Raw genomic sequence first — 26,613 nt, 5'->3', positions numbered from 1 at the left:
CTCGTAATTTGGGTTTGCGCTATTTGTTGTTGGGTTTGCAAGAATATTTTACAAGTAAAAAAATGGAGGCTTTATAATGAGTGAATTATTTACAGAACTCCCGCTAGGGAAATTTTTCGAAACAATGGTTGAAAAACAACCAGACCATGAATTTATCGTTTATCCGGACAGGAATTTAAGATTTACATACAAAGAATTTGATGAAAGAGTTGACAATTTAGCTAAAGGACTTTTAGCTATCGGAATTGAAAAAGGTGACCACGTAGGTATTTGGGCTAAAAACGTCCCAGAATGGTTAACATACATGTTTGCAACTGCAAAAATCGGTGCAACCATCGTTACTGTTAACACAGCTTACCAATCCCACGAATTAGAATACGTACTTGGACAGTCTGATATGAAAGCATTAGCTATGACTGATGCATTTAGAGACACCAGTTACTTTGATATCATCAATGAACTTGTACCTGAACTTAAAACCTGTGCAAGAGGTCATTTAGTATCTGAAAAATTCCCAAAATTAAAATTCATCTTCCACGTAGGACAGGAAAAACACCGTGGAATGTACAATACCAATGAATTATTATTACTTGGTATGAGTTATGATGATGAAAAATATCAACAAATCAAAGACTCAGTTAGCCAAAACGATGTAATCAACATGCAATACACATCAGGAACTGAGGGTTTTCCTAAAGGTGTAATGCTTACCAGCCGTAACATTGTAAACGACGGTTACTACATCGGAGAAAACATGAACTACACAAAAGATGACCGTTTACTCTTACAAGTTCCTCTTTTCCATTGTTTTGGAACTGTTTTAGGTGTAATGGCAGTAATTACTCATGGATGTACTATGGTTGTTCTTGAAGAATACGATCCGTTACTTGCTATTTCATCAATCCAAAAAGAAAAATGTACTTCTATTTACGGAGTACCAACAATGTTTATCGGTATGATGAACCACCCAATGTTTGACATGTTTGACATGTCCTCATTACGTACTGGTATTATGGCAGGTTCTACCTGTCCTGTTGAAACCATGAAAGATGCAATCGAAAAAATGAACATGAAGGAAATTACCAGTGTATATGGTCTTACTGAAGCAGCACCTGGTTTTACACAAACTAATGCTGCAGATTCATTTGAGAAAAAAATCAATACTGTTGGACGTAAATTCCCAAACATTGAAGTAAAAATTGTAGATCCTGAAACTGGTGAAGAAGTGGGTGTTGGAGAAACTGGAGAAATCATGTGTAGAGGATTCAACGTAATGAAAGGATACTACAACATGCCTGAGAAAACTGCTGAAGCTATTGAACCGGATGGATGGTTACACTCAGGAGACCTTGCAAAAATCGATGAAGACGGATACTACTCCATTGTAGGACGTATTAAAGATATGATTATCCGTGGTGGGGAAAACATCTACCCACGTGAAATCGAAGAATTCTTATTTACCCACGATTGTGTACGTGACGTTCAGGTAGCAGGAATTCCAGATGAAAAATACGGGGAAATCGTTGGAGCATTTATCATAAGAGAAGACGGCTTTGATGATATAACAGAAGCAGATATCCGTGATTTCTGTATAGGATCTATTGCAAGATACAAAGTACCTAAATACGTATTCTTTGTAGATGAATTCCCACTTACAACCAGTGGAAAAATCCAAAAATACAAATTAGGTGACATCGGTCTTAAATTATTAGATGAAAGACGCGAAAGAGGAGAATTATAAAACTCCTCACAATTTACTTTTTTTTAAAAATAAAGTCCATACCTTGTCCAAAAATATAAATAACATTTTTTCTATACTATAATATCCAACTGATATTTTTGGAGGTATACTAATGGATAATCTAGTAAAAAACAAAACTAAGTTATTAGCTCTAGTATTAATGGCTATTGGAATTATATTGCTTTGTATTAAAGGATTTACTGGAGATTATGTTGATGCAGCAGGTATTCTTCATGAATATTTCTTTTTAATACAGGTATCATTTGCATGTTTAGCAGCTGGTGTGATATCTCTTGTAATATCTTTTATTAAACAATAATTTTTTTATTTCTTTTTTATTTTAGACTCATATGTAAATATTTTTATCTAATTGTTAACAAAGTATTATCAATAAAATATGGGGCTAAATAATGAGTATAATACTTAACGAAGAACAAAGTAAAATTGTTCAATATGAATGGGATAAATTTTTAAGTGTTTAGGCAGGACCAGGTTCTGGAAAAAACACGTGTAGTAGTTGAAAAAGTAAAATACATGGTTAATACATTAGGTGTTAAACCTGAGAGCTTTTTAATAATTACTTTTTCTACAAAAGCAGCTGATGAGCTTAAAGAAAGATTAATTGACGGCAATATTCCTGCAAGTGATGTTCAAAAAATGCACATTTCAACTATTCACTCTTTTTGTTTGGATATTCTTGAAAAAACAGGAACAGTAGGTCTTGACGTAGTTGCTGATGATGGTAAATTAGGCTTATTTATTAAAAAACACATATCTGACTTAGGATTTGATAATGAATTTTATCTTAGGGGTAATTACTGGATTGGTAAGGTAATTGAAAAATATGATGATTTTTCAAAATTTAATGTTGACACTGAAGGTTTAGTTGAATATCTTGAAAAGACATTTCCTGTTGATAAAGAATATGTGGAATTTGTCCATAAATACATGGAAGAAAACGATGGTGAATTTCCTATTGATGATGCAAATGATAAAGTGTTTAAAGAATCCTATAAAAATGCAAAATATATACAAATGGCAAAATCATATCCAATTTATCTTGAATTGCTTGAAAAAGAAAATTCCATTGATTATAATCAAATGCAGATAAAATCACTTGAAAAGATGAATGAAGGATACGCCCCCATATACCAATATCTTAATTGATGAGTTTCAGGATACTGACCCTATTCAAATGGAAATATTTAAAAAATTCATTGAATATCCAAAAACTGAATCATTTACAGTTGTTGGAGATATTAACCAAAGTATTATGCTTTTAGAGGCTCAAGCAAAAATTATTTCAAAGAATTAACTGATAAATATTCAGATAAATTCGAAGAAGTCTATCTTTCAACCAATTACCGTTCAACTGAAGAAATTATTGATATTTCACAGGATTTCATTGCAGCTCATTATGACTCAGCAGATGATTTAATGCCTGCAAAATGCGGAAGCAAAAAGAACAATGATGTTTATTTCATGGTAAGTGAGGATAATGAGCGCGAAGCTGAAAATATACTTGAAATTATTAAATATGTCCAAGCAGATGACAAAATGAATTTATCTGATATTGGAATATTATTCCGTTCATTAAAAGCCTCTACTTCATGTTTTAATACATTAATTGAATTACTTGAAAAAAATAACATTAATTATAATATAAGAGGGGCCGATGATTTAAAAGACAACGATGAACTTAAATATGTTTTAACATTGATGTATCATTTAATACAGGAAGACGATCCGTATTACACTGTTGTTCCTGGAGATGTTGCTACATGGCTAAATCTAAAAACACTAACTGGTGCAAATGATAACAAAGTACTGTTTGAATTATCTGATGATACAAAGAAAATCCTAAATGACTTACAGGATAAATTTGAAAAAGAAGTAATTGAAATGGATAAAATTGTATGTCGTGAAAATGGATGGGGAAATGGAATTAAGGGATTCCCAGGAATGTTCAAGGGTAAAAAAACAAACGTAAAGATGAAGTATTCAGCCGTGTTGAAAAACCAATACTTTCTGATGAAAACGTAATTAAATATGGTATTACTGATGAAAAAGACATAGAATTTTTCAAATCACTTAACGAATTAAAAAGAAGGGTCAATTCAGAAGAATATTATGACAGACCTTTAATTGGTGAGGTTTATCTTGAAATATTGTGTAATATAACAGGATATTTAACTCAGGACTTAATTATGTCTGATGAAGAAGCTATACGTAATCTTGCAGCTATTGTTCCTTCAATATCAATTTATAGTGAAATGATGTATGACAGAGGCCTAAGAGGTGCATTATGGTTTATTAAAGACTCAATATCTGGTCTTGATGCATACAAATCAGATGAAGATGCAGTACAGATAATGACTGTTCACAAATCAAAAGGTCTTGAGTTTCCGGTAGTAATTCTTGCATCTCTTCGTGATAAAGGATTCCCGACTAAATTTAAAGAAAATGATATGGATTCTGTTGTATATATTCCTGATGAGTTTTTAGGCTATGATAGATATGATGGCGATGCAAAACTTCACATATCCAAGAAGAAGAAAGAATATTGTACGTAGCTAAAACAAGAGCTGAAGATGAGTTGATTTTATCAAGTATTGTTAAAGGTAGTTCTGAGAGTGTTAATGTGGCTTTAGAGGATAATACTTTAGAAAACATTAAAGCTATTAATAAAGCTCCTGAGCGTATTAATGATGTAATTGATGAAAACTTGCATTATTCTAAATTAATCAATCCTAAAAACATTGAAATTAATCTTCTTGATCCAAAACATGATGATAATGATGAGGAAGTAGTTAATTTAAGTTTTACAGCACTTGAAAACTATAACGAATGTCCTTTCAAATACAAATTATCAAATGAATTAGGATTTACAATAAAATCCAAAAAGGAGATTGATGATGGTATTTTCATACATTCTGCTTTGGAAATCATAAATAAAAAGATAATAGCTAACAATAATGAGTATATTGGTGATGAAGAAGTAATAAAAACAGTTGAATTGTTATTTGAGAAAGCTAATTTAAAATTCAAAGAAGAAAAACCTGAAAAATATGAAGTCAAATTAGAAACAATTACAAAAGACGTTCTTAGATATTATAATGAAGTTGGATGTGATTTAGAAATCTTTGACAGTGAATATCCATTCTATATTAAAGATAAAGACTATGCATTTTCAGGTATTGTTGATTTAATCTATGAAAAAGACGGTAAATTAGGTATTCTTGATTATAAAAACACATCTCTTGTTGGACAGAAATATTTGGATAAATATAAAAAACAGCTTCACTTTTATGTAATGGCACTCAGAGATGAAAACAATGAGTTTAAAGGACGTGAAATTGAAGAAATTCAAATATATGCTATCAAATATAAAAAAGGAGATAGATTATTCTCATTTGAAATAGATGATGATTATATTGAAGAATTAAAAGAAGAACTTAAAACTACTGCTAAGAAAATTAAAAACAAGGAATTTAAACCAAATCACGAGGACTGTACTGACTGTCCTTATCAAATGATTTGTAAATAGATAGGGGATTTTTCCCCTAAACTTTCTTTTTTTTAATGATAAATTTTAATTATATCAAATTAACAATTATTTATTATGAGTGTTTTTGTTCCAGGCCATGTTACTGGCTTTTTTAATATTGAAAACCATGAGTCCAAACTTAAAAACGGGTCTTGTGGTGCCGGATTTTTACTAGATAAAGGTGTTAAAACCACTATTTGTGATTCAGACAGTTTTGATTTTGAAGTTACAAGTGGTGATGATACTGTAATTCGTGCTGTTTTAGATATTTTGAATTTAAAAGAAACTAATTTTAAAGTTATTCAGGATATTGAACTGCCGATTGGTGCCGGATTTGGAACATCTGCTGCGTCAGCTTTAAGTTTAACACTTGCTTTAAACGAATTTTTAGATTTAAATTATCCAGAAGAGCTATGTGGACAAATTGCACATATGGCTGAGGTTAATCTTGGTGCAGGTCTTGGTGATGTAATAGCTCAAACAGGAAAAGGACTGGTTTTAAGAACAAAACCTGGAGCACCTGGAATTGGTGAGATAGAATCATATGAATGCGGGGCTTATATTGGATATAAAACATTTGGATCAATTGAAACTTCGAATATAATATGTGATCCTCATCACAAAAAAGTCATTTCTGAGGCTGGTTTGAAGTATTTGGATTTATTTAAGCAGGAACCTACTTTGGATAAGTTTTTGGAATTTTCTAAAAAATTTTCCAGTGAAACAAAATTGATTTGTGAGGACGTCCAAAGAGAAATTGATTATTTTAATTCTATCGATGATATTTTAGGTAGTTCAATGGCAATGCTTGGAAATACTGTGTTTGCTTTGTCATATAATAAAAGCACTTTTAAAAACCTTGGAATTGACAACTTACATGTAGATAAACTTAACAACGATGGTATTGTTTATGATTAAACTTAGTTATGATATTTCACACTACAGAAAACAAATCCTTGATTTGACAAAAAACGGAGACGTTATAATAGAACTTGGTTGTCATGTGGGAAATACAACAAAAATTTTACTTGACAATTTCAATGATTCAAAAATAATAGCTATTGACAACTCTCCTGAAGCTGTATGTGAAATGAATAAGTTAACTTGTTCTAATCTTGAATTTATCAAAGCAGATGTAAGACTTCATGAAACTTTACTTGAAGTATTTAAGAAAGTGCAAAAATGTGATATATTATCTATTGATTTAGGTGGAGGATATCATCCTGATACTGTTTTTAAGGTATTTTACATCTGGTCATCTACTTTTAAGCCTAAACACACTATTATTAGAAACAGAGGAATTTTAGAGTTTTTTAATTCTTCTTTTGCAAGTGATGAGGATTATGTGTCATCTGAAGGTTATCTTGATTCTTATCATGATTCTGGAATTCCACCGCAAATTAAAGAGTTTGAGTTGTGGACACCATCACTTAAAAAATAGCTTTACTTATTTTTTTTATTAAAATTAATTTTTAGGTATACCTAAATATTTATATAGAATTAATTACAAAATATAATTTAATTATAAATAGGTGTATTAATGAGAGATAAATTAAAAATTATTCTGCTCATAGCAGCAGTAGGTCTTTTTTTAGTCGGTGTAAATAGTGTAAGTGCAGTTGATTTAAAAAACAGCACTGTTAGTCATGATGGAACTTTTGATGAGTTAAATAATGAAATATCCAAGCTTAACCATGGAGATTACTATAAATTAAACCATGATTATGTTTTTAATAAAACAGATAATCCATCAAGTGGAAATGTAATTGAAATTACAAAAGATAATGTAACAATTGATGGAAATTGTCATTCTATAATTGTTAAAGATTCTAAAAAGGAATTTGGGATTTTTAAAGTAACAGGAAACAATGTAACTATTATTAACTTTGATTTTTACCATAATAAACAAAATTACACTACTAATAGAAGTGATATGAAAAGCCCAATTACATGGATTGGTGAGAACGGACACCTTCGTGATTGCAGATTTGATTCAACCAAGGCATTTCACGGTGGTGCAATTACATGGAGTGGTTCAAATGAAACACTCCAATACAATAAATTCATAAATACTCATGCATTGGGAGTTTGAGGATCAATTTACTTAAGTGGTGAAAATACAACACTAAGAAACTGTTATTTTCTAAAGTGAATCAAGATTAAGTAACGAAGAAATATACATTGACAGAAAGCATAAAAACATCACACTTGTTGACTGTGGGTTTATATCATCAGGAAATGTTCATGTTATTGATGGAAATTATACTAAAATAGATACAAAAAATTTATTTAAAGTTGCAAATTCCCCAATAGCTAATCAAACAGTTGATTTGGTGCCTATGATTTATAGAAGTTTAACATTAGGTGGTGTAAATAAAGAAAATAACATTTCATATTATGCTACAATTAAAGGCAATGAATACGTATTATCCACAACCAGATACTTAAAAAATGGAATTACTTACCTAAAAGACTACCATTTTAAGAATTTAACAAGCTGTGATGACATTTATAAAGAATTATTCAATAATCACTTCTCAAATGAATATCAGTTTATCATTAACAAAACTGTAAACAGCACTAAAGACTATGAAAATGTTTTTACTCACAACTATAAAAATGACTTAAAATCAGTTGAGGGCGTTTTAACTAATGATACTGGTTCTTTAAATAAAATTAAATATTTATTGGCTCTAAATGTTGAGTTTTTAAGACAATTAGATTTTAAATCTACAAAAACAATATCTCCAAATGATTTAAGTGTGGATATAATCAATATCAATGGTCATAACTCAACAATCAAAGGTTCATTTAAAAATAGAAATGAAGAGCACTGGGCAAAAATTGATAAGAAAATATTAATGGCGTCCAATTTAGTCATTTGTGGATTTAACAGTGCTGTTGAAAACAATGCAGGAAAATGTATTTTTAACAATGTAACTTTTAAAGACAATAAAATGGATTACTGGTTTAAAAGAGACTGGGGAGGAGCAATCCTAAACACTGGTGAAGTTATCTGTAACAACTGTTCATTTATTGGAAACTACGCAAAAAACGGTGGTGCAATATTCAGCCAGGGTATATTACTAACCAATAACTGTACATTTTCAAATAATAATGGATATAGTAATGGAAATGATATATGTGTTGGTGATGGTGGAATTTTAATAATAGATGGTAAAAATATTACAAAATCAAATCATCCTGGTGGTGTTTGCTTTGCTAAGAGTTTAAGTGGAACAGAATACACTGTTGTTTGTGTATCATCTGTTGGTGGAAGTTTTCTTATAGGCTTTGTCACTGGTTTTTTAACAGCAAATCCATTAATTGGGGCTATTGCCGGTGGAGCGAGTGGTGCTGTAATTGGAAGTCTTGCTTCATCATTTATTATTTCAAAAACATATGACGCTAATTACAATAGACTAAAACTCTGTTCAGTTTTAATCGCAGGATCAGTTGCAATGGGTGTAGCTGGTGGAATTAGTGGTGGTTATTTAGGACAATATGTGGATGGTATTAATGCTGTAAGTAAAACTCCATCTGTGAGAACTGGAAATTTTGCAGATACTGGAAGTGTTAGGTCATATTCAGCAATTGACAAATTAAGTGTTCATTCATCTGTTTCAGTAATAACTTTTGCACCAAAGACTCCATAATTGAACAAATAAATAAAAAAATTTTTAAAAAAAGCAGTTATTTTGCATAAAATTAACTTTATATACTTTAAATAAGATATATACTTTCATAAATATTCGAGGTGAAAATGATGATTGGTAAAAAGATTCGTTTAGAGAGAATCATTAACAGAAATACTGGAAGAACTGTAATTGCACCTATGGATCATGGTGTATCAAGCGGACCAATTCCGGGAATTATCGATATGGATAAAACAGTTGAAGAAATCTCCCAAGGAGGAGCAGATGCTATATTGATGCATAAAGGTATTGTACAACAAGGTCACCGTGGTTATGGTAAAGATATCGGTTTAATCGTTCACTTATCCGCAAGTACTTCCCTTGCACCAGACCCAAACGATAAAGTAACTGTAACCAGTGTTGAAAAAGCAATTCAACTCGGTGCAGACGCTGTATCTATTCATGTAAACCTTGGAAGTGACACTGAAAGTTTAATGTTACAAGAATTAGGTCAAATTGCTGAGACCTGTGACTACTGGGGAATGCCTCTTCTTGCAATGATGTACCCTAGAGGTCAACAAGTAACTGACGAACACGACGTGGAATTCGTAAAACACGCAGCACGTGTAGGTTCTGAACTTGGAGTAGACATTGTAAAAACCAACTACACCGGAGATCCTGATTCATTTAAAGAAGTTGTTGAAGGAGCTATTGTACCTGTAGTTATTGCAGGTGGTCCTAAAGTAGAAACCGACGAAGAATTATTACAAATGGTAAAAGATTCCCTTGAAGTTGGTGGAGCTGGAGTAGCATTCGGACGTAACTTATTCCAAGCTGAAAACCCTGGTAAAATTACAAGAGCAATTTCTGAAGTTGTACATAATGATTTAGAAGTTAAAGAAGCATTAAAATTCTTAAAATAGGTGATTAAATGCAAAATAAATTCGCTTGGATAAGCACTCCTGATGAATTATGGGAAGACAAAAAAGAAATGATTACCACAGCATTGGAATCCGGAATCGACCATGTTTTGGATTTTGATGACATTGAAGAAATCAGAAAACTCGGTAATGTGAAAATCATTGCAAACAATGATGATGCTGATATCTATTTGGTAGGTATTAATGGTGAAGGAGATGGCTTTGTTGAATTAAAAGAAGACTTTAAAGATTCAACTGATATTGCTAATGCAAAAAAAGCAAAAAGCGAAGGAAAAACTGTATGTGCCTATATTAAAATCACAGATAAAGCTCATGAACAATTAGCTGTAAAATTAGGATCAATTGTAGATTATATTATTCTCGTTGGTACTGACTGGACAATTATTCCACTTGAAAACATTATTGCTGACTTACAAAAGCTTGATGTTGAAATTATTGCTGCTGTTCGTGATGTTGACGGAGCACGTGTTGCACTTGAAACATTAGAACACGGAACTGACGGAATTATCTTTGAAGCTAATGACTTCAATAACATTAAAAAAATCGCACAAAATGTCCTTGAATCCTCAAATGCTAATTATGAATTAAAATTAGCAACAGTAACCAATGTTAAATCATTAGGAACTGGAGATAGAGTTTGTGTTGATACTACTGATATGATGAGTCCTGGAGAAGGAATGCTAGTTGGTTCATACTCCAAATCATTATTTTTGATTCACTCAGAATCCCTTGAAAGCGAATATGTTGCTTCAAGACCATTTAGAGTAAACGCAGGTCCGGTTCAAGCTTATGTGATGGTTCCTGGAAACAAAACCAGATACCTCTCCGAACTTGTTGCAGGAGACGAAGTATTGATTGTCAATACCAAAGGTGAAACAAGAACTGCATATGTCGGAAGAAGCAAAATCGAAAGAAGACCTTTATTGTTGATTGAAGCAGAATACGAAGGAAAAACAATCAGAACAATCTTACAAAATGCAGAAACTATCAGAATAGTAGATGCAAATGATGAACCGCTATCAGTAGCTGATGTAAAACCAGGTGACAAAGTTAAAGTTTACATTGAAACAAACGCACGTCATTTCGGAATAGCTATTGATGAGACAATCATCGAACAGTGAGGTTAAAACATGTCACAGGTACGAGCATTTCTTGCAATAGATTTAGATGATGATTTAAAACCAAAAATTCATAAGATTATTAAGCAATTTAAGCAAACTGATGCTAATATAAAATATGTTGAATTAAACAATCTTCATTTAACATTAAAATTCTTTGGAGACATTGACACTGAGGGTTTAAGTGTTTTAGAAGAAAAAATTGCAAATGCCGTATCTGAATTTGATCAATTTAAGATAAAAATTAAAGGCTGTGGAGCATTTCCAAACAACAGTCACATTAAAGTGATATGGATTGGAATAGATGAGGATTTACTTATCCGTCAATTACACGATAAACTCGATGGGGAATTTTCCAAATTAGGTTTTGACAAGGACAGAAAATTCTCAACACACCTTACAATTGGTCGTATGAAATCCGCTAAAAACAAAAACCAGGTTAAATCAATAATTGAAGAACTTAAGGATATTGAAATTGGTGAGATGATTGTTGATAAAATCAGCTTAAAAAAATCCACACTAACACCATCAGGACCAATTTATGAAGATTTAAAAGTATTTGAATTGTGATTTCATGGACTATAATCTAATTTTAAATGAAATAAAACCAACACTTGATGAAACAAAACAAATCAATGAAGTTTCATCAAAAATAATTAATTTTTTACAAGTCTTATGTGATAAGAGCAATATCGAGGCTAAAGTTAACCTTGTAGGTTCTGTTGCTAAAAACACTGCACTTAGAGGAAAATCCGACATTGATATTTTTATAGCATTCCCGTTAAGTACAGACAAGAAATTCTTAAAAGAAACTGGTCTTGATTTAGCACATAAATGCTGCAGCGAGTTTAAAAGCACTCCAGAACATCATTTTGCATCACATCCTTATGTAACTACTCATATTGAAGGCTATGAAGTGGATATTGTTCCATGTTATGAGATAAATGATGGAAGCGAGCTTAAATCTGCAGTAGACAGAACAATATTGCACACCAGATATGTTAAAGCCAATTTAAAAGAAGGCCAGGAAGACGAAGTTTTACTTCTTAAACGTTTCATGGCAATGACTGGAACATACGGCTCTGAATTTAAGGTTGGCGGGTTTGCAGGATACTTATGTGAACTTCTAATTATTAAATACGAAACATTTGAAAACACCTTAAAATCAGCTATTAACTGGAAATATGGTCACAGTATTGATCTTGAAGATTATGGAACTTCTAAATTATTCAATGATCCGTTAATTGTAATTGATCCAACAGATATGAATCGTAATGTTGGAGCAGCACTAAGGCTTAACAAATTATCAGAATTTATCCAGTCAGCACGTAATTACATATTCTCAGATAATAAAATGGATTATTTCTATCCAATTAAGCGTGATTTAAATAAAGTTGATATAATTGAGCAGTTTAGTCAAAGAAATAGTGATATTATAGCTATTAAATTCAATATTCCAGATATTCCGTTAGATACTCTACATCCTCAGCTTAAAAAGACAACAGAAGCTCTTGAGCGTAAATTAAATGATGAGGAGTTTAATGTATTTAAGGCAGACTACTGGAGTGATGAGATTTTAAGTTGTGTAATTTTACTTGAAATGGCTTCATCAACCCTAAACAATGTTAAAGTCAATGTAGGGCCTAAAGTATTTATTACTAAGGCATGTGAAAACTTTGTTGCTAAATATGGTCGTGAAAACTGCTATATTCAGGATGATTTTTTAGTTCATATGCAAGAAAGACAGTTCAACAATGCTAAAAGCTTAATTGAGCATATTTTCACAAAACAGCATATTAGCCTTATTAAGGTAGGTAAAAACCTTAAGAAAAATATTATTGACACTTATGAATTCATTGATGTTGGCGAAATTGCAAGTGATGAATTTTTAGATGATTTCATCCACCCAGGTCAGCACATCATAAGATAAAATCTACTTTTTTTATTTGTAACGGATATTATCTTCTGTTATTTAGAAACTTTTATTATATTGATTAATCAAATAATTAATCATGTCAGAGATTGTAAAACTAACTGCAGATGTTGATGTTGAGGAGTATTTTGAAAAGTACGTTGATTTTGAGAAGTTTTCAAAACTTTGCATTGAAGAACAAGAACAAGTTGGATATAACTGGAACTATCCTCCATATGATTTTGATGTAGAGGAGTTATGGAAATCCTACAATAAACTTAAAATTATTGCATTTAAAATCGATTTTTCAAAAGAAGAACTTGAACACACATTTGAAGAAAGGGAATTAGAGTTTATTTTAAAGAGATTTGAGCGTGTAAAAGGAAGATTAATGAATGACATTTATATGCTTGAAAATGAAGATTCTCTTGGTTTATATCTCGGTAAATGTAATCTCTGTATGAGATGTACAAGAGACTTTGGCATGCCTTGTAAAATGCCTGTAAAAATGAGATATGCTATTGAAGGATTAGGTGCTGATGTAGACAGGACTATTGAAGACCTTTTCGGATATAAAATACTTTATGCTAAAGATGGGAAATTGCCTGAATACTTGATATTTGTCGGCGGTTTACTTTATGATAAAAAATAGGTGAGAAAATGATTGTAAGTATTATTGGTGGAACCGGACCTCAAGGACTTGGAATTGCTGAAAGATTAGCTATTGAAGGTGTAGAAGTAATTGTAGGTTCAAGAAAAGAAGAAAAAGCTCTTGATGTAGTACAAAAAGCTAAAGAAGAATTAGCAGACTATGACTTAAACATGACTGGTATGGCAAACGAAGATGCTGCAAAAAACGGTGATGTTTTAATTATCACAGTACCATTATCTGCTCAAAAACCAACTCTTGAAGGAATCAAAGAGTTTTGTAAAGATAAAATCGTCATGGATGCAACTGTACCTTTAGAAACTGCAATTGGTGGAAAACCATCCAGATTCATTGACTTAATGGAAGGATCAGCTGCTGAGAGATGTGCTGCTATTTTGGAAGGAACCGGTGCAAAAGTAATCTGTGCATTCTGTAACATTTCAAACTCACACTTTGCAAACATTCCAGAAGAAATCGACTGTGACTGTCTTATTGCAGGAGATGACGTTGAAGCTAAAAAAACCGCAGCAGAAATCATTGACAAAATCCCTGGAATTAAAACAATCGACTGTGGTGTTTTAGAAAAATCACGTATTATTGAAAAAATCACCCCATTATTAATTGGATTAAACATCAAATACAAATCCCATTATGGTGGATTAAGAATTACTGGAATTCCTGCACTCGACAAGGAATAAACTGATTAATATGAATTCATTTGAGGAATTAATAGGCAAAAACATAAATGATGTCTCCTTAAATGATTCATCAACTTTTTTTATTGCAACACTACCTTATTTTACAAAACACTGCGGCAAAAGATATCCTGCTTTGAAATTCAAGCTCGCAGACATAGACTATTTTAATTTAATATCTTTTGTAGATTTATTTAAATATGAATCAATCTTAATAATCTGGTATAATGAAGATGAAATAATAACAGATTTGGAGTTATATTACCTAAGTAATGATTTTGACGTGTTATTTAAGGATTATTACTTTATTAAAAAAGCTATTGATAATGGTGAGGCTCACAAACTAACTGAAGGTGACACAAAATACCTGGGAGCTGCAAGACTAAATGAAAAAGTCCCACAGCCAAACTCACAAAAAATGGCTAATAAGAGAGAATTTGTTTTAAAAAAGAAATATCTTCAAAAAATTATCAATGAATTAGGATATGATTGTAGAAAATAATCCTTTTTTTAGAAAAAATTAAAAAACTATTTTTAATCCAAAATACATATTTTATTGTAATATATAATTTTAAATTGGATTGAATAAATATGGATATTGGAAAACTAGTTGGAAATACTCCAATGATAAAAATTGATTATGAATATGAAGGAAAACTAAGAAGCATATACTCAAAATTAGAATTCTACAATTATTCTGGAAGTATAAAAGACAGAATTGCAGCACATATTATCAAAACAGAAAAAGAAAACGGCAATTTAAAAGACGGAGAAGCTATTGTAGAAGTAACAAGTGGAAACACAGGAATTGCATTTAGTGCAATGGGTGCGCTTTTTGGCCATGAAGTTCATATTTTCATGCCAGACTGGGTATCAATTGAGAGAAGAAAACTTATCCAGATGTATGGAGCTCATGTTCATCTAGTTTCAAAAGAAGAAGGTGGATTTAAAAAGGCATTGGAACTTGCAGAAGACTTTGCTATTAAAAACGATGCATACAGACCACTTCAATTTGACAATCCATTAAACGTAGAAGCTCAATTTAAAACCGGTGAAGAAATAATAAAAGATCTTCCTGATGTAGATGCATTTGTCTCAGGTATTGGAACCGGCGGAACACTTATGGGAATTGGTAAAAGATTAAAACAGCACAATCCAAATTTTAAATTATATGCTCTTGAACCATGTACATTATCAATTCTTAAAATGGGAATGGAAGAAGGAAGTCACATGATTGAAGGAATTGGAGATGACTTTATTCCTGGAATTGTTGAAGAAGATTTAATTGATGATATTGTATTAATTGATGATGTAGATGCAATTAATATGTCTAAAAGAATTGCAAAAGAGTTTGGTTTAGGAATTGGAATTTCCAGTGGAGCTAATTTCCTTGCAAGTGTATTGGTAAACAAGGATGATATTAAAGTAGCTACAGTATTTGCTGATGATAATAAAAAATACATTACAACCAAATTATCCGAACCAATCGATGATGATGAAAACTTAATATCAAATAAAGTAAAACTCATCAGTTTTGAAGTAATTTAAAAAAAATAAGTGGAGTATTTAAACTCCAGAAGATGTTAAAATAGTGATAGTTTCATTGTATAATGGAGTTGTTGATGAAGCAGAGTCAACAACTTTAAGTTCTGCTTTTACAGGCTGTGTTTTACCAAAATACATTGCTGAAATCTTATAGGTTTTTCCACTTTCAGGATGCAATTCATTCCAGCCTATTGTTGAGTCAATAATTTTTCCAGTACTGTCATAAAAATCAACATCAACAGACAAGTAATCAAAATTACTGTCTACCCTAATATCACCGTTTATTTCACCATTATAATATCCATAACCGTCATCAGTTATGTTTTGACTTATATTTCCAACACTTACTGAATTTACAGCGCTAAACTGATATAATGCTCCACCAGCCATTATAAGAACAAATATCAATACAATAGTAGCTATTGGCACAGCAAACAATTTTTTGTTATTTGCATGATGTCCTTTAAAGTATAATGTAGCAACAGCTGTAATTATAAACAATATAAGAGAGATATCACCAAATCTTGCAATAAAAATATAAATTAATCCTCCAGTTACAATAAACTCCATTGCAGCAACTAAAGGCTCATCAAATCTCTCCATTAAAACAATACCAACTACTCCTCCAATAATTCCAAGAACTATTGCAGCCATAATAGCTTCTTCACCCATTAAAATAGGGGTGGTTAATCCTTCAACACATACAATTGTGGAAATAATAGCTAAAACTAAAGGTAATTTACTAAGAAATGCACTTTTATCGGTTTTTGTTTGAACTGGAACTGATCTATTTTCTTTTGGAAGTTCTCCGTCAAGTTCAAATCCGCATGCATCACAAAACTTAACATTATCGTCAAGCTGTTTTCCACATTTCCTACAATATTGAACCATAAATTAATTCCTTCTGTTTAATTGTTTATATTTTGAGTTAAATATTAGTTTTGATAATAAGATGAGGTAATGATGTTAATTTATTAAATTTAATATATTACTTGAAATAAAATTATTATTAAAACAATTTAATATTGATGTTGTTATTTTAGATATGAAAGGTAGTAGTATGTCATCTCAAAGTGAAGCAGTATTGGAAAATAATCTTATTAAAAGATTATCTGAAAATGGATATGAAAGAGTTAAAATTAGAAATGAAAGTGAATTATTATCTAATTTTAGAACTCAATTGGATAAACTAAATAAATGCCAATTAACTGATGAAGAATTTGAAAAAGTAGTATTATTTTTAGAACAGGGTTCTATTTTTGATAAAGCAAAAAAGTTAAGGGACCATTTTTTTATTGAACGTGGAAAATGATTCTTTTTATATTAAGTTTCTAAATCAGAAAGATTGGTGTAAAAACATCTTTCAGGTGACTAATCAGATTGATATTACCTTAGAAAATAAAACAGTTTGTCTTAAAGTGTATACTTTAGCAGATGATTCTAAAATCATAACTAAAGATATTTCTGTTGATTATCTTGGTGGATCTTACTTTACTGCTCAAGTTTTAAGTGCAGACGGTCATGCAGTTGTTGGCGAGACTGTTAAATTTACAATAGCTGGAAAAACATATACCATTAAAACAGATGCAAACGGAATAGCTAAATTAAAAATTAATCTTATTCCAAATAAATACTCAATTGTCACGGAATTTAACGCTAAAAAGGTGAAAAATACAGTTACTGTAAAACAGGTGCTTAAAGTTTATTCTTTAACTGTTAAGAAAACTGCAAAATCATTTACCTTAAAAGCTAGTCTTAAAATCAACGGTAAAATGGTAAAAGGTAAAGTAATAACCTTTAAATTTATGGGAAAAACTTACAAAGTTAAAACTGACTCTAAGGGTATTGCTAAGAAAACATTAGGCAAAACTATTATTAAAAAGCTTAAAATAGGAAAAACATACACAGTAAAAGCACTGTACTGCAAAACTTCTGTTAAAACAACTTTGAAAGTTAGATAGATGATTTAATAATCATCTACTTTTTTTTATTTTTTTATCTATAATTATAAAATTCATCAAATTTTTAACCAGTTAGTATATATACTAATTAAAAACATATCTTAAATCATTAATAGATTTATTTTATTTAAATGAAGGTTTGATAATATGGTTAGATTTTCACAAACTCTTGATGATAAACACTCAAAAAGTAGGGAAAAACCTTATGTTCAAGTTAGGGAGAATCCTTATCATGTATATGAGGATAGACAATCTTACAGTGTTCAAAATCAGGATGAATTTTATAAACAACCCTCTAGACAACAAAGATATCCTGAAGAGGACTTTTATGCACAAAAAGATGAAGTTGTCTATGAAAGACCTGTTTATGAAAGAGAATCTATCCAGCATGATTATTCAAAACCTGAATTAAATTTCCCTGCTGATCAAAATATTCAGTTTGGTGTTGAATATTCTCCAAATTCAAGACCTCCTGTAATTGGTAACAACTACACAATCAGGTCAAATTCAATTATCTATAATGATGTTGTAATTGGAGATAATTTTAGAACAGGACACAATGTTGTTATTCGTGAAAATACCAATATTGGAGATGATGTTTTAATTGGAACCAATACTGTAATCGAAGGGGATGTAATTATTGGAAATGATGTTAGTATTCAATCTAATGTTTATATTCCAACTAATTCTGTAATTGAGGATAATGTATTTATCGGGCCTTGTGCCTGTTTTACTAATGATAAATATCCTGTAAGAATTAATTATGAACTTCAAGGACCTAAAATCAGACGTGGTGCTTCAATTGGTGGTAATACTACATTTTTATCAAATGTTGAAGTAGGTGAAGGAGCTATTGTTGCTGCAGGAGCTATTGTAATACACTCTGTTCCACCATTCTATTTGGCTATTGGAACACCTGCACGTATTAAACCGCTTCCTGATCACTTGAAAGTTCCAAATAAATTTTAATGAGGTTTTTTTATGGCTCAATATATGTGTAAAATCTGCAGATATGTCTTTGATGAAGATAATGTTGAAGAAGGATTAGGTATTGACAATGGAACTAAATTTGAAGACTTACCTTCCTCATTTAAATGCCCAAAATGTAAAATGTCAAAAGGCATGTTTGAAAAAATAGATTAATTTATATATTAAAATGAATATACTATTATTAATTAAATGTATTTAGGAGAATTAAATATGGCTAAATTCAAATGTAAACTTTGTGGATATGTAACTGATGAATTCGAAGAACTCCCAGAAGACTACAAATGTCCAATGTGCGGTGCAAACATCGATATGTTTGAAAAAGTAGAATAGGTGGTTTAGAATGGCTTATATTTGTAAAGTTTGTGCATTCGTTTTAGAAGAAGACGAATTACCAGAAGATTACGTATGCCCAGTTTGTGGTGTACCTGCAGCTAACTTTGAAGAACAATAAGTTCTTCAATAATATTTTATTTTTCTAAAAATTGTTTATTTTTAAATTCAACACTAATTTTTCCAAGGTATTTTTCAAAAATCTTTAAAATATCTCTATTGTCTTTTGATACAACATCATAGCTTACCTTATCACTATAATCTTTAGCAATTACTTCTAATTTATTGTTTCTAACTTCTCCATCAACTGTTTTAATGTCACTATATTCAAAATTAAGATTGTAAACATCATACTGTTCAATTTCGAGAATTTCAGCTTCTCCAATAGCTTCCATTACTGATTTTGAGTATGCTCTTACAAGTCCACCAGCACCAAGTTTGATTCCACCAAAGTATCTGGTAACAACTGCAGTAACATTATGAATCTCATTTTTTCTTAAAACATTAATCATAGGTTTTCCTGCTGTTCCACCAGGTTCTCCATCATCATCAAAGCCTTCTCCGTCACTTACAATGTATGCAGTACAGTTGTGTGTTGCATCATTGTATTTTTCATTGAATTTACGAATAACTTCCTTGGATTCAGCTTTTGTCTTAGTTGGAACTAATGAACAGATAAATTGGGATTTTTTAACATTAATTTCAATTTGAATTGCTTTTTTAATAGTTTTCATTGTATCAATATTTATTTATATTAGTGTTAACATATTATTTTTAATAATTTTATTGGAGTGATATTTTGTCTAAAAGTAAGTCTGCTGTATGTTTAGTGGTTTTTGTAGTATCAATTGTAGCTTTTTGTCTTGCTTGTGTTTGTGCATCAATGACTGGACAAATATCAATTTTACCAGATGACAATACAACTAATGAGTTTATGGACAATGTTACAAATATTACTGAGGATATGATTAATAGAGATGATAATAGTTATGATGATTATAGCTATTCAGATTCTAACGATTATTCTGATTCTCAAGTGGAGACTACTGTTGATGATAATAGTCATGATAATTCTGATTCAAAACAGGAATCTGAATCTGGGCATGATCAAGAACAGGATACTCCTCAACATGATGAAAAATCTGAAAAAACTGTTTAGAAATCTAATAACTTTTCAACATCTAAAAGTACGGAGCTAATGGCTAAATCAAAGAGTCTTTTTCCGTACTCTTCATCTATATAAACACCATTTTCTTCAACGTCTCTTGCACCTGCTTCAATGTTAGGGTCATCATGGCGTGCTTGTTTAAAACCATATAGGCCAATCTCTTCATATTTGTTAACATCTGACTGATTTTTAAGTTCTTCTTCATTAACAATACCTAAGACTTTTGCCATTGACAACTCACCGCTTCCACCGTGAGGGCCTTCTGAAGAAATCACTTTATTGTTAAATACAACATACATGTCAGTTCTATCTTCGATATCCCATAATTCATGCATTAAAGGAATATTTCCACCATGTGAATTAACAATGATTACTTTTTCAACATCTAAAAATTTTTTAGCATTAATTAGTGTTTTTACAACTTCTTCTTTTAGTGTTTCAAGAGAAACATGCACTCCATGGTCAATTGTATCCAATTCATGAGCAGGATACATAATTCCTAAAAATTTAGCTCCACTTTGAAGTGCTGATTGAAATGCAATGTGTGCTCCGATTTTAGCATCAGTATCGATTGGAAGAGCTGGTCCATGGTTTTCTAAATGTGATCCAAGTGCAATTATTCCAATTTTATGAACTTCAGGATTTCTTATGTTTCCAGCTCTGTATCTTAATTCAGCCATACTATCACGTTATAATTCAAAGTTCCAGATATCATCACCAACATAATGTTTGGTTTCAACTGCTTTTCCAGAATCATTTTCAACCATTTCTTCACCGGAAAGTAAACTTACTCCAATAGCTAATGGTTTTCCATGTGTTTCATCGATAATTAAGACAACATCTCCTGCTTCAACGCCTTTAGATGCATCTACAATTCCAGGACTCATAATATCTGCACCATTGGTTACAAATCTGATTGCACCCATGTCTACAGTTACGGTTTTGGATTCAATCTCATTTGCAAGTGCTGCTTTGAGTGTTGGGAATGGTTTTCCATCAATTAATATAATATATGGTTCACCATCAACTAAAATAAAAGAATTTGGTTCTGCTTCAAGTATTTCAACATTTTTCTTTCCTTGAAGTAAATTTCCGTATTCGCCTAATTCTGCTTTTATTTCTTTAATCTTTTTCTTTTTTAAAAAATTTCTTTTTTTAACTTTTACAACCATATTAATACCATTAACTGTTTATTTAATAATAATTATTATTTTTAAAATAAATAAATTTTTGTCTTAATTACTTTTTAATAAAAGAATAGTTGTCATTTCTACAAAATACATATCTGTAATCTATAACATCTCCAAAATCTGCAATATGTAATGGAGGATCTTTTATTGCATATTTTGTTATTGTACTTGCGTTATTTTCACTTAATTTATCAATTGATTTGTTGATTACTCCAAGCTCATCTATGCTAAATTTAAACTGAGGGATAGTTGTAAGGTAGTATCTGTTTATGATTCTGTGATAATACTGCTCTTTTCTTAAAAATAACTTCTTATTTGCGATTAATTCATTTGTAACTTCATTGAAATGCTTAGGTTTTATGCCCGTTTTTGATTTAATATAGGTTTCATTGGTTAGAAATGTCCCGTAGAGCTCATAATAGTTAAAATCAATGAAATACAGTATGCTGCACAGTACGGTTTTTCCCAAATTAGGTTTTGAGTAGCATTTAATAAGAATATACATTATTATGTCAATATATTTTTCACGGTTGAAATTCATGGTATGGCCTATGATGGTTGGTTAGAGTTAGTTATGTTCTTGTTTATTTTTAAGAAAAGTCTAAGAGCATTTGAAAAATAATTTAAATAGTAGTTTACTTAATATTTAGTATGACTATTATTTTTTAATCTTTTTTATGGAATTAAAGTAACATTTATATAGTAGATAAACTATAATTAATAGTATTAGTTTTAATTAGGTTTTGTCTTATCTTAACTTGATTATATTATGTCTAAAATGAGTATTTAACTCAATTCATATTAAAAACTATAAAAATTGTAATAATATAAGGTGATATAATGAGCGGACAAAATGTTCAAAGACCACTTGACGCATTAGGAAAATCTGTGGATGCTCCTGTTTTAATCAAACTCAAAGGAGATCGTGAATTTAGAGGCATACTTAAGAGCTTTGATTTACACATGAATTTAGTTCTTAATGATGCAGAAGAGTTACAAGACGGAGAAGTTACTAGAAGACTCGGTGTTGTGCTCATTAGAGGAGACAATATTGTTTATATTTCACCATAAATATTATTCAATACTTTCTAGATTATAATTTTATGATAAATAAGGGGAGGTGTATCAATGTCAAAGGGAACTCCATCAATGGGTAAAAAGAATAAAAAGACCCATATCAGATGCAGAAGATGTGGTAGAAACAGTTACCACATACGTAAAAAAGTCTGTGCTTCTTGCGGATTCGGTAAATCCAAAAAGATTAGAAGATACAGCTGGCAAAACAAAAAACCTACTACTAGACAAAGATTAGTATAGGTTTTTATCCATGTACTTTTAATAGTACTTTTTAAATTATTTGGGATAATAAACGCATATTATCTCAAAAATCTCAACTATTTTTAAAAAAAATATTATTTATAATTTTTAATTTGGATTCTAATTGCTCAATATTTAACCTAGTTAACTACATTTCTTTTTTCATTATTAAGATATGCTTTAAGGTTTTTTGAAACTTCACTTACAAGTCTTTTTCTTGCATCAACACTTGCCCATGCCATGTGAGGTGTTATTATAATGTTTTTAGCATTAAGTAAAGGATTATCTTCTACCATAGGTTCTTCGCAAATTACATCAACTCCTGCAGATAATACCTTTCCACTGTTTAGTGCATCTGCAAGATCCTGTTCATTTACTAGTCCACCTCTAGAAACATTGATTATTCTAACTTCATCTTTCATTTTGTCAATGTTTTGTTTTCTTATGATTTGCTTTGTATCTTCGGTAAGTGGGCAGTGAAGTGTAATAATATCTGATTTTGCAAAAAGTTCATCTTTTTCAACAAAACTAATCTCATCGGCGTATTTTTCAGGATGTGCAGTATTTACAATAACATCCATTCCAAAGCCTTTAGCAATATTGGCGACTTTTCTTCCGATATTTCCATATCCAATAATACCTAAGGTTTTTCCTGCAAGTTCAGTAATTGGTTTTAACCAGTAGCAGAATGTTTCAGACTTTATCCAGTCTCCTTCTTTTACGCTTTTATCATGAAGGCTTAAATTACAGGTTTGTTCTAAAATAAGTGCCCATGTAAGCTGAACAACACTGTCTGTACTATATGCAGGTACATTTGTAACAGTAATATTTCTTTTTCTTGCAGCTTCTATATCAACAACATTGTATCCTGTAGCACAAATTCCAATATATTCAATATTCGGACATTTTTCAAATACTTCTTCATCCATTATAATTTTATTGTCAAATATAATCTGTGCATCACCAATATGCTCATATTTGTCTTCTTCGGTTGTATTTTCATAGATTGTCAAATCAACATCCTGTGAAAGTTCACTTAAAGATATATCTCCGTTGTTAATTGCTCCTGCTTCAAGTAGTACTGCTTTTAATTTCATAATATTCACGCAAAAAAATAGTTTTTTAAAAAAATATATTGTAGATGGTATTTAAACCATCTTAAAAAATTAGTCTAATAAATCGGTTACTTGACCAAGAAGTGTTTCAAAGTTTACTCCACGATCTTGGAAGTTTGGTTGTTTTGAAGATACAATTATTGCATCATGAGTAATGTTACCTGCAAATTCAACAGCACTTGCCATGTCTTTACCAACCATGACTGCTGCTAAAAGGGAACTTGCGTATAAATCTCCGGTACCGTGTAACATGTATGGTAAAAATTCATTGGATGCTTCTGTAATTTCCATGTCTTTACCACCTACAAAGTTACGGATGATGCCATCTTCTCTTTGAATACCTTTTAATACAACGTATTTAGCTCCAAGGTCTAAAAGAGCGTTTAAAATACGGTGTGCTTCTTCATCATCAATATTGGAACCTCCCCATTCATCACCGATTGGTTCTCCTAAAATAATAGCTGCTTCGGTAAGGTTAGGAGTAAGAATGTCAGCATCACATGCAAGACTTGCCATTGCTTGGCATAATTCTTCGGTATATGTTGGGTATACTTGACCATGGTCTGCCATAACTGGATCTACGATTTTAAGAGCATTAGGATATGTTTCGTAAACACTTCTGATAATGTCAACTTGCTCCTCTGAACCTAAAAATCCTGAGTATATTGCATCAATATCAACATCAATTCCTTTCCATGCGTTTAAGTAATCATTGAGAATTTCTGTTGTGTCATGCATATGCCATTCAGGAAATGCAGTGTGATTTGAGAATAATCCTGTAGGAACAGGACAAACGTCACATCCTGCTGCAGATAATACTGGAATAGCTACTCCAAGGGAACATTTTCCGTATCCACATAAATCATTGATTGCTGCAATACGAGGGATGTAATCTTTTTCTCTGTTGTAAAGAACTATTTCGTTGTTAGTCATATTTTTTACCTCTAATTAGTTTTAATGTAATTCTTATATTAAATATTTTGTTAAATTATATTTCATTGGATTTGACCAATAATGATAATGCAAGTATTGTAATTATAATTCCAATCATATTAAGGATACTTGGATATTCTGCAAAAATTAATGCTCCAAATATAGTAGCCGCAATAGGCTCAGCACCGCCGTATAATATTGTAGCTTCTCCATTATCCATGTATTTTAATGCATAATTAAATAAGAAATATGGAAGCACTATTGTAATTATTGCATAAAAAACAATACCCAGTATATTCTCTAGTGTATTTGTAGCAGTATATGTTATAAATAAATCCCACTGTGTAAATGGTATTAGAAATACGGAACATATAAAGAAATTGTAAAAGAGAATTGTTAATGTAGAATAATTCTTTTTAATAGCTATTTTTGAGAATACTCCATAAATAGCCCATGTTAGTGCAGATAAAAGCCCTGCTATAATTCCCCATCCTGACCATTTAAATCCTGATGTTTCCAATACTCCACTTACAAATAAACAACCAATTAGTGCAATAACCAAACAGAATATTTTTCTTGAAGTTAGTTTTTCTTTAAATAATACTACTGATATAATTAGTGCAAATACTGGAGAAAGACCCAGTAATAATGCAGCTAGTGAAAGAGAAACATTAAGTAATGATTCATTATAAAATACACTAGATGGTAATGTTGCAATCAAACCGGTTCCAATAAACACCCAAATATCTTTAATATCAATTTTTAGTGATTTTTTATCATAAATCAATAGCATAATAAATAATAATATTGTAGCAGGAATTACTCTTGATGCGAAAATTGAAAGAGTGTGAAATCCAAAATCATTGAATGCTCTTACAAAAATTCCACCAGATCCCCATAAAATTCCAGCAATTACTGGAAAAAATACTATTAATTTCTTATCAAATCCCATGTATTATATTTTATTTTTTCATCAATAAAAATTATATTCTTATTTGTCAATATAATAGTAATAATGGTGATTTTATGTTGAATTTTGGGCTTTCAGATTATATTACATTGACTAGAACTAGAACAAATGATTCTATCAAATTAGATCAAAGAAATGTTAAAATTAGAGAAAATGAAAATGGGTTGATGGCTATAAGTTATATTGCTCCAATATTTGAAATAAGTGATATTGAAAACTTTTTTGATGATGTTATTTCATCTGAGAAAATAATGATGGATATTGGACAAACAGGAGAATTTCGTGTAAGTTTTAGAGGAATAATTGATGGTAAGGGAAAAAATTATCCTCAAAATATAGACCATAAAATTATTCTATTACAACAACCTACCTGTTTGGATAATAGGATTAACGTCCAGGAAACCGGTTTTTCAAAGTTTGTATTGAAAAAATAGCTTTTTTAAAGCTCGTCTTCAACAGCATCCCATAAATCAACAGCCCATGTGCTGGTTCCGTCAATTACCATATCAAGTAATCTTAATTTACCATCTCTAATACGAAATAGTCTGTAATCCTGTTGTACTTTTCTTCCATTTTTTTCTTTATTACAGTCAAGATATAATCCTTCATCGTATTCTTCTTCATAATCACCTGCTTTTACAAAGTCACCTACAAGTGAGTATCCGTTTTTAACACTTTTGTCTAATTCTTCAACTGTTTTTAACCATCCGCCTTCAGCTCTAAATTTCATTTCAGGGTCGATTTTTTTCATTTCTTGTTTCCAATTAATAATCATGCTATCTAATCCTCTTTTATTTTTAATTTGGTTCTAATTAACATATAAATAAAGTGAGGGAGCATTTGAAAACAAATAATT

General features: G+C 30.8%; 37 protein-coding genes and 1 pseudogene. 29 read left to right on the top strand and 9 right to left on the bottom strand.

What is annotated here, in order from left to right; genetic code table 11:
• The first annotated feature begins 76 nt into the window (after positions 1–76).
• From PUD86_05695 to PUD86_05605, 19 genes and pseudogenes are all read left to right on the top strand, one after another.
• Positions 77–1,741, top strand: a complete 1,665-nt coding sequence (locus PUD86_05695) for an AMP-binding protein (protein MDD6776766.1) — start codon at positions 77–79, stop codon at positions 1,739–1,741.
• A 112-nt stretch (positions 1,742–1,853) separates the two neighbouring features.
• Positions 1,854–2,060 carry a DUF3955 domain-containing protein gene (locus PUD86_05690; protein MDD6776765.1) on the top strand — a complete coding sequence of 69 codons (207 nt, stop codon included), beginning with the start codon at positions 1,854–1,856 and terminating at the stop codon, positions 2,058–2,060.
• Positions 2,061–2,215: 155 nt separating this feature from the next.
• Positions 2,216–2,908, top strand: coding sequence for a UvrD-helicase domain-containing protein (locus PUD86_05685; GenBank protein MDD6776764.1), 693 nt, complete (start codon positions 2,216–2,218; stop codon positions 2,906–2,908).
• Positions 2,871–3,056 carry a UvrD-helicase domain-containing protein gene (locus PUD86_05680; protein ID MDD6776763.1) on the top strand — a complete coding sequence of 62 codons (186 nt, stop codon included), beginning with the start codon at positions 2,871–2,873 and terminating at the stop codon, positions 3,054–3,056. The genes PUD86_05685 and PUD86_05680 overlap by 38 nt, the downstream gene beginning before the upstream one ends.
• Positions 3,057–3,097: 41 nt before the next feature.
• Positions 3,098–3,784 (top strand): annotated as a pseudogene (locus tag PUD86_05675) (3'-5' exonuclease).
• Positions 3,785–3,813: 29 nt separating this feature from the next.
• Complete coding sequence (locus PUD86_05670; GenBank protein MDD6776762.1) at positions 3,814–4,314, top strand: 3'-5' exonuclease; 501 nt, start codon at positions 3,814–3,816, stop codon at positions 4,312–4,314.
• Positions 4,305–5,288 carry a PD-(D/E)XK nuclease family protein gene (locus PUD86_05665; protein ID MDD6776761.1) on the top strand — a complete coding sequence of 328 codons (984 nt, stop codon included), beginning with the start codon at positions 4,305–4,307 and terminating at the stop codon, positions 5,286–5,288. Before PUD86_05670 ends, PUD86_05665 begins: the two co-directional genes overlap by 10 nt.
• Before the next feature lie 75 nt (positions 5,289–5,363).
• Positions 5,364–6,206, top strand: coding sequence for a pantoate kinase (locus PUD86_05660; protein MDD6776760.1), 843 nt, complete (start codon positions 5,364–5,366; stop codon positions 6,204–6,206).
• Complete coding sequence (locus PUD86_05655) at positions 6,199–6,729, top strand: class I SAM-dependent methyltransferase (GenBank protein MDD6776759.1); 531 nt, start codon at positions 6,199–6,201, stop codon at positions 6,727–6,729. Before PUD86_05660 ends, PUD86_05655 begins: the two co-directional genes overlap by 8 nt.
• Positions 6,730–6,828: 99 nt before the next feature.
• Positions 6,829–7,380: a hypothetical protein gene (locus PUD86_05650; GenBank protein ID MDD6776758.1), complete on the top strand. Its 552-nt coding sequence runs from the start codon at positions 6,829–6,831 to the stop codon at positions 7,378–7,380.
• Between the two features lie 247 nt (positions 7,381–7,627).
• Positions 7,628–8,944 carry a hypothetical protein gene (locus PUD86_05645; GenBank protein ID MDD6776757.1) on the top strand — a complete coding sequence of 439 codons (1,317 nt, stop codon included), beginning with the start codon at positions 7,628–7,630 and terminating at the stop codon, positions 8,942–8,944.
• Positions 8,945–9,051: 107 nt separating this feature from the next.
• Positions 9,052–9,846 carry a 2-amino-3,7-dideoxy-D-threo-hept-6-ulosonate synthase gene (locus PUD86_05640; GenBank protein ID MDD6776756.1) on the top strand — a complete coding sequence of 265 codons (795 nt, stop codon included), beginning with the start codon at positions 9,052–9,054 and terminating at the stop codon, positions 9,844–9,846.
• Positions 9,847–9,854: 8 nt separating this feature from the next.
• Positions 9,855–10,985, top strand: a complete 1,131-nt coding sequence (locus PUD86_05635; GenBank protein ID MDD6776755.1) for a 3-dehydroquinate synthase II — start codon at positions 9,855–9,857, stop codon at positions 10,983–10,985.
• A 9-nt stretch (positions 10,986–10,994) separates the two neighbouring features.
• On the top strand, positions 10,995–11,552 hold the full coding sequence (gene thpR / locus PUD86_05630; protein MDD6776754.1) for an RNA 2',3'-cyclic phosphodiesterase: 558 nt from the start codon (positions 10,995–10,997) through the stop codon (positions 11,550–11,552).
• Positions 11,553–11,556: 4 nt separating this feature from the next.
• On the top strand, positions 11,557–12,912 hold the full coding sequence (gene cca / locus PUD86_05625; protein ID MDD6776753.1) for a CCA tRNA nucleotidyltransferase: 1,356 nt from the start codon (positions 11,557–11,559) through the stop codon (positions 12,910–12,912).
• Between the two features lie 82 nt (positions 12,913–12,994).
• Positions 12,995–13,546, top strand: a complete 552-nt coding sequence (locus tag PUD86_05620) for a DUF2284 domain-containing protein (protein MDD6776752.1) — start codon at positions 12,995–12,997, stop codon at positions 13,544–13,546.
• An 8-nt stretch (positions 13,547–13,554) separates the two neighbouring features.
• Complete coding sequence (npdG, locus tag PUD86_05615) at positions 13,555–14,241, top strand: NADPH-dependent F420 reductase (GenBank protein ID MDD6776751.1); 687 nt, start codon at positions 13,555–13,557, stop codon at positions 14,239–14,241.
• A gap of 10 nt (positions 14,242–14,251) precedes the next feature.
• Complete coding sequence (locus PUD86_05610; protein MDD6776750.1) at positions 14,252–14,740, top strand: hypothetical protein; 489 nt, start codon at positions 14,252–14,254, stop codon at positions 14,738–14,740.
• 89 nt (positions 14,741–14,829) lie between these two features.
• On the top strand, positions 14,830–15,786 hold the full coding sequence (locus PUD86_05605; protein MDD6776749.1) for a cysteine synthase family protein: 957 nt from the start codon (positions 14,830–14,832) through the stop codon (positions 15,784–15,786).
• 18 nt (positions 15,787–15,804) lie between these two features.
• Here the strand turns inward: PUD86_05605 and PUD86_05600 are convergent, their stop codons facing one another.
• Positions 15,805–16,674, bottom strand: a complete 870-nt coding sequence (locus PUD86_05600; GenBank protein ID MDD6776748.1) for a zinc ribbon domain-containing protein — start codon at positions 16,672–16,674, stop codon at positions 15,805–15,807.
• 154 nt (positions 16,675–16,828) lie between these two features.
• Between PUD86_05600 and PUD86_05595 the strand changes: the two genes are divergently transcribed.
• The 6 genes from PUD86_05595 to PUD86_05570 all read left to right on the top strand — a co-directional run bounded on the left by PUD86_05595 (position 16,829) and on the right by PUD86_05570 (position 19,185).
• Positions 16,829–17,095: a hypothetical protein gene (locus PUD86_05595; GenBank protein ID MDD6776747.1), complete on the top strand. Its 267-nt coding sequence runs from the start codon at positions 16,829–16,831 to the stop codon at positions 17,093–17,095.
• A 55-nt stretch (positions 17,096–17,150) separates the two neighbouring features.
• Entirely contained in the window at positions 17,151–17,744 is a 594-nt protein-coding gene (locus PUD86_05590; protein MDD6776746.1) for a hypothetical protein, read from the top strand.
• Between the two features lie 381 nt (positions 17,745–18,125).
• On the top strand, positions 18,126–18,713 hold the full coding sequence (locus tag PUD86_05585) for an acyltransferase (protein ID MDD6776745.1): 588 nt from the start codon (positions 18,126–18,128) through the stop codon (positions 18,711–18,713).
• A gap of 12 nt (positions 18,714–18,725) precedes the next feature.
• The gene (locus PUD86_05580; GenBank protein MDD6776744.1) at positions 18,726–18,887 is read left to right on the top strand and encodes a rubredoxin; all 162 of its coding nucleotides are present in this window, start codon (positions 18,726–18,728) and stop codon (positions 18,885–18,887) included.
• 57 nt (positions 18,888–18,944) lie between these two features.
• The gene (locus tag PUD86_05575; protein MDD6776743.1) at positions 18,945–19,064 is read left to right on the top strand and encodes a rubredoxin; all 120 of its coding nucleotides are present in this window, start codon (positions 18,945–18,947) and stop codon (positions 19,062–19,064) included.
• A 10-nt stretch (positions 19,065–19,074) separates the two neighbouring features.
• On the top strand, positions 19,075–19,185 hold the full coding sequence (locus tag PUD86_05570; protein ID MDD6776742.1) for a rubredoxin: 111 nt from the start codon (positions 19,075–19,077) through the stop codon (positions 19,183–19,185).
• Between the two features lie 16 nt (positions 19,186–19,201).
• On the opposite strand, the gene PUD86_05565 is transcribed toward PUD86_05570, so the two are convergent.
• Positions 19,202–19,798, bottom strand: coding sequence for a YigZ family protein (locus tag PUD86_05565; protein ID MDD6776741.1), 597 nt, complete (start codon positions 19,796–19,798; stop codon positions 19,202–19,204).
• 65 nt (positions 19,799–19,863) lie between these two features.
• Between PUD86_05565 and PUD86_05560 the strand changes: the two genes are divergently transcribed.
• Entirely contained in the window at positions 19,864–20,223 is a 360-nt protein-coding gene (locus PUD86_05560) for a hypothetical protein (protein ID MDD6776740.1), read from the top strand.
• Here PUD86_05560 and arfB read toward each other — a convergent pair.
• The 3 genes from arfB to PUD86_05545 form a co-directional block, all read right to left on the bottom strand.
• On the bottom strand, positions 20,220–20,912 hold the full coding sequence (arfB, locus tag PUD86_05555) for a 2-amino-5-formylamino-6-ribosylaminopyrimidin-4(3H)-one 5'-monophosphate deformylase (GenBank protein ID MDD6776739.1): 693 nt from the start codon (positions 20,910–20,912) through the stop codon (positions 20,220–20,222). The genes PUD86_05560 and arfB overlap by 4 nt on opposite strands.
• A gap of 9 nt (positions 20,913–20,921) precedes the next feature.
• Complete coding sequence (locus PUD86_05550) at positions 20,922–21,404, bottom strand: RNA-binding protein (protein ID MDD6776738.1); 483 nt, start codon at positions 21,402–21,404, stop codon at positions 20,922–20,924.
• A gap of 67 nt (positions 21,405–21,471) precedes the next feature.
• The gene (locus PUD86_05545; GenBank protein MDD6776737.1) at positions 21,472–21,963 is read right to left on the bottom strand and encodes a DUF4065 domain-containing protein; all 492 of its coding nucleotides are present in this window, start codon (positions 21,961–21,963) and stop codon (positions 21,472–21,474) included.
• 299 nt (positions 21,964–22,262) lie between these two features.
• Between PUD86_05545 and PUD86_05540 the strand changes: the two genes are divergently transcribed.
• Complete coding sequence (locus tag PUD86_05540) at positions 22,263–22,493, top strand: LSm family protein (GenBank protein ID MDD6776736.1); 231 nt, start codon at positions 22,263–22,265, stop codon at positions 22,491–22,493.
• A 57-nt stretch (positions 22,494–22,550) separates the two neighbouring features.
• Positions 22,551–22,739: a 50S ribosomal protein L37e gene (locus tag PUD86_05535; protein MDD6776735.1), complete on the top strand. Its 189-nt coding sequence runs from the start codon at positions 22,551–22,553 to the stop codon at positions 22,737–22,739.
• A 140-nt stretch (positions 22,740–22,879) separates the two neighbouring features.
• Here PUD86_05535 and PUD86_05530 read toward each other — a convergent pair whose 3' ends face one another.
• The 3 genes from PUD86_05530 to PUD86_05520 all read right to left on the bottom strand — a co-directional run bounded on the left by PUD86_05530 (position 22,880) and on the right by PUD86_05520 (position 25,739).
• Positions 22,880–23,836, bottom strand: a complete 957-nt coding sequence (locus PUD86_05530; protein ID MDD6776734.1) for a D-2-hydroxyacid dehydrogenase — start codon at positions 23,834–23,836, stop codon at positions 22,880–22,882.
• A gap of 69 nt (positions 23,837–23,905) precedes the next feature.
• Positions 23,906–24,787: a bifunctional hydroxymethylpyrimidine kinase/phosphomethylpyrimidine kinase gene (locus tag PUD86_05525; GenBank protein ID MDD6776733.1), complete on the bottom strand. Its 882-nt coding sequence runs from the start codon at positions 24,785–24,787 to the stop codon at positions 23,906–23,908.
• A gap of 55 nt (positions 24,788–24,842) precedes the next feature.
• Entirely contained in the window at positions 24,843–25,739 is an 897-nt protein-coding gene (locus PUD86_05520) for an EamA family transporter (GenBank protein MDD6776732.1), read from the bottom strand.
• Positions 25,740–25,813: 74 nt separating this feature from the next.
• On the opposite strand from PUD86_05520, the gene PUD86_05515 reads away from it, so the two are divergent.
• Entirely contained in the window at positions 25,814–26,191 is a 378-nt protein-coding gene (locus tag PUD86_05515) for a hypothetical protein (GenBank protein ID MDD6776731.1), read from the top strand.
• A gap of 5 nt (positions 26,192–26,196) precedes the next feature.
• Here PUD86_05515 and PUD86_05510 read toward each other — a convergent pair whose 3' ends face one another.
• Positions 26,197–26,532, bottom strand: coding sequence for a hypothetical protein (locus tag PUD86_05510; protein MDD6776730.1), 336 nt, complete (start codon positions 26,530–26,532; stop codon positions 26,197–26,199).
• Positions 26,533–26,613: the final 81 nt, after the last annotated feature.

Source organism: Methanobacteriaceae archaeon (assembly GCA_029219465.1).
Classification (GTDB): Archaea; Methanobacteriota; Methanobacteria; order Methanobacteriales; family Methanobacteriaceae; genus Methanocatella.
Note: the sequence above shows the minus strand (reverse complement) of the source record. Positions and strands in the feature narration are given on the sequence as shown.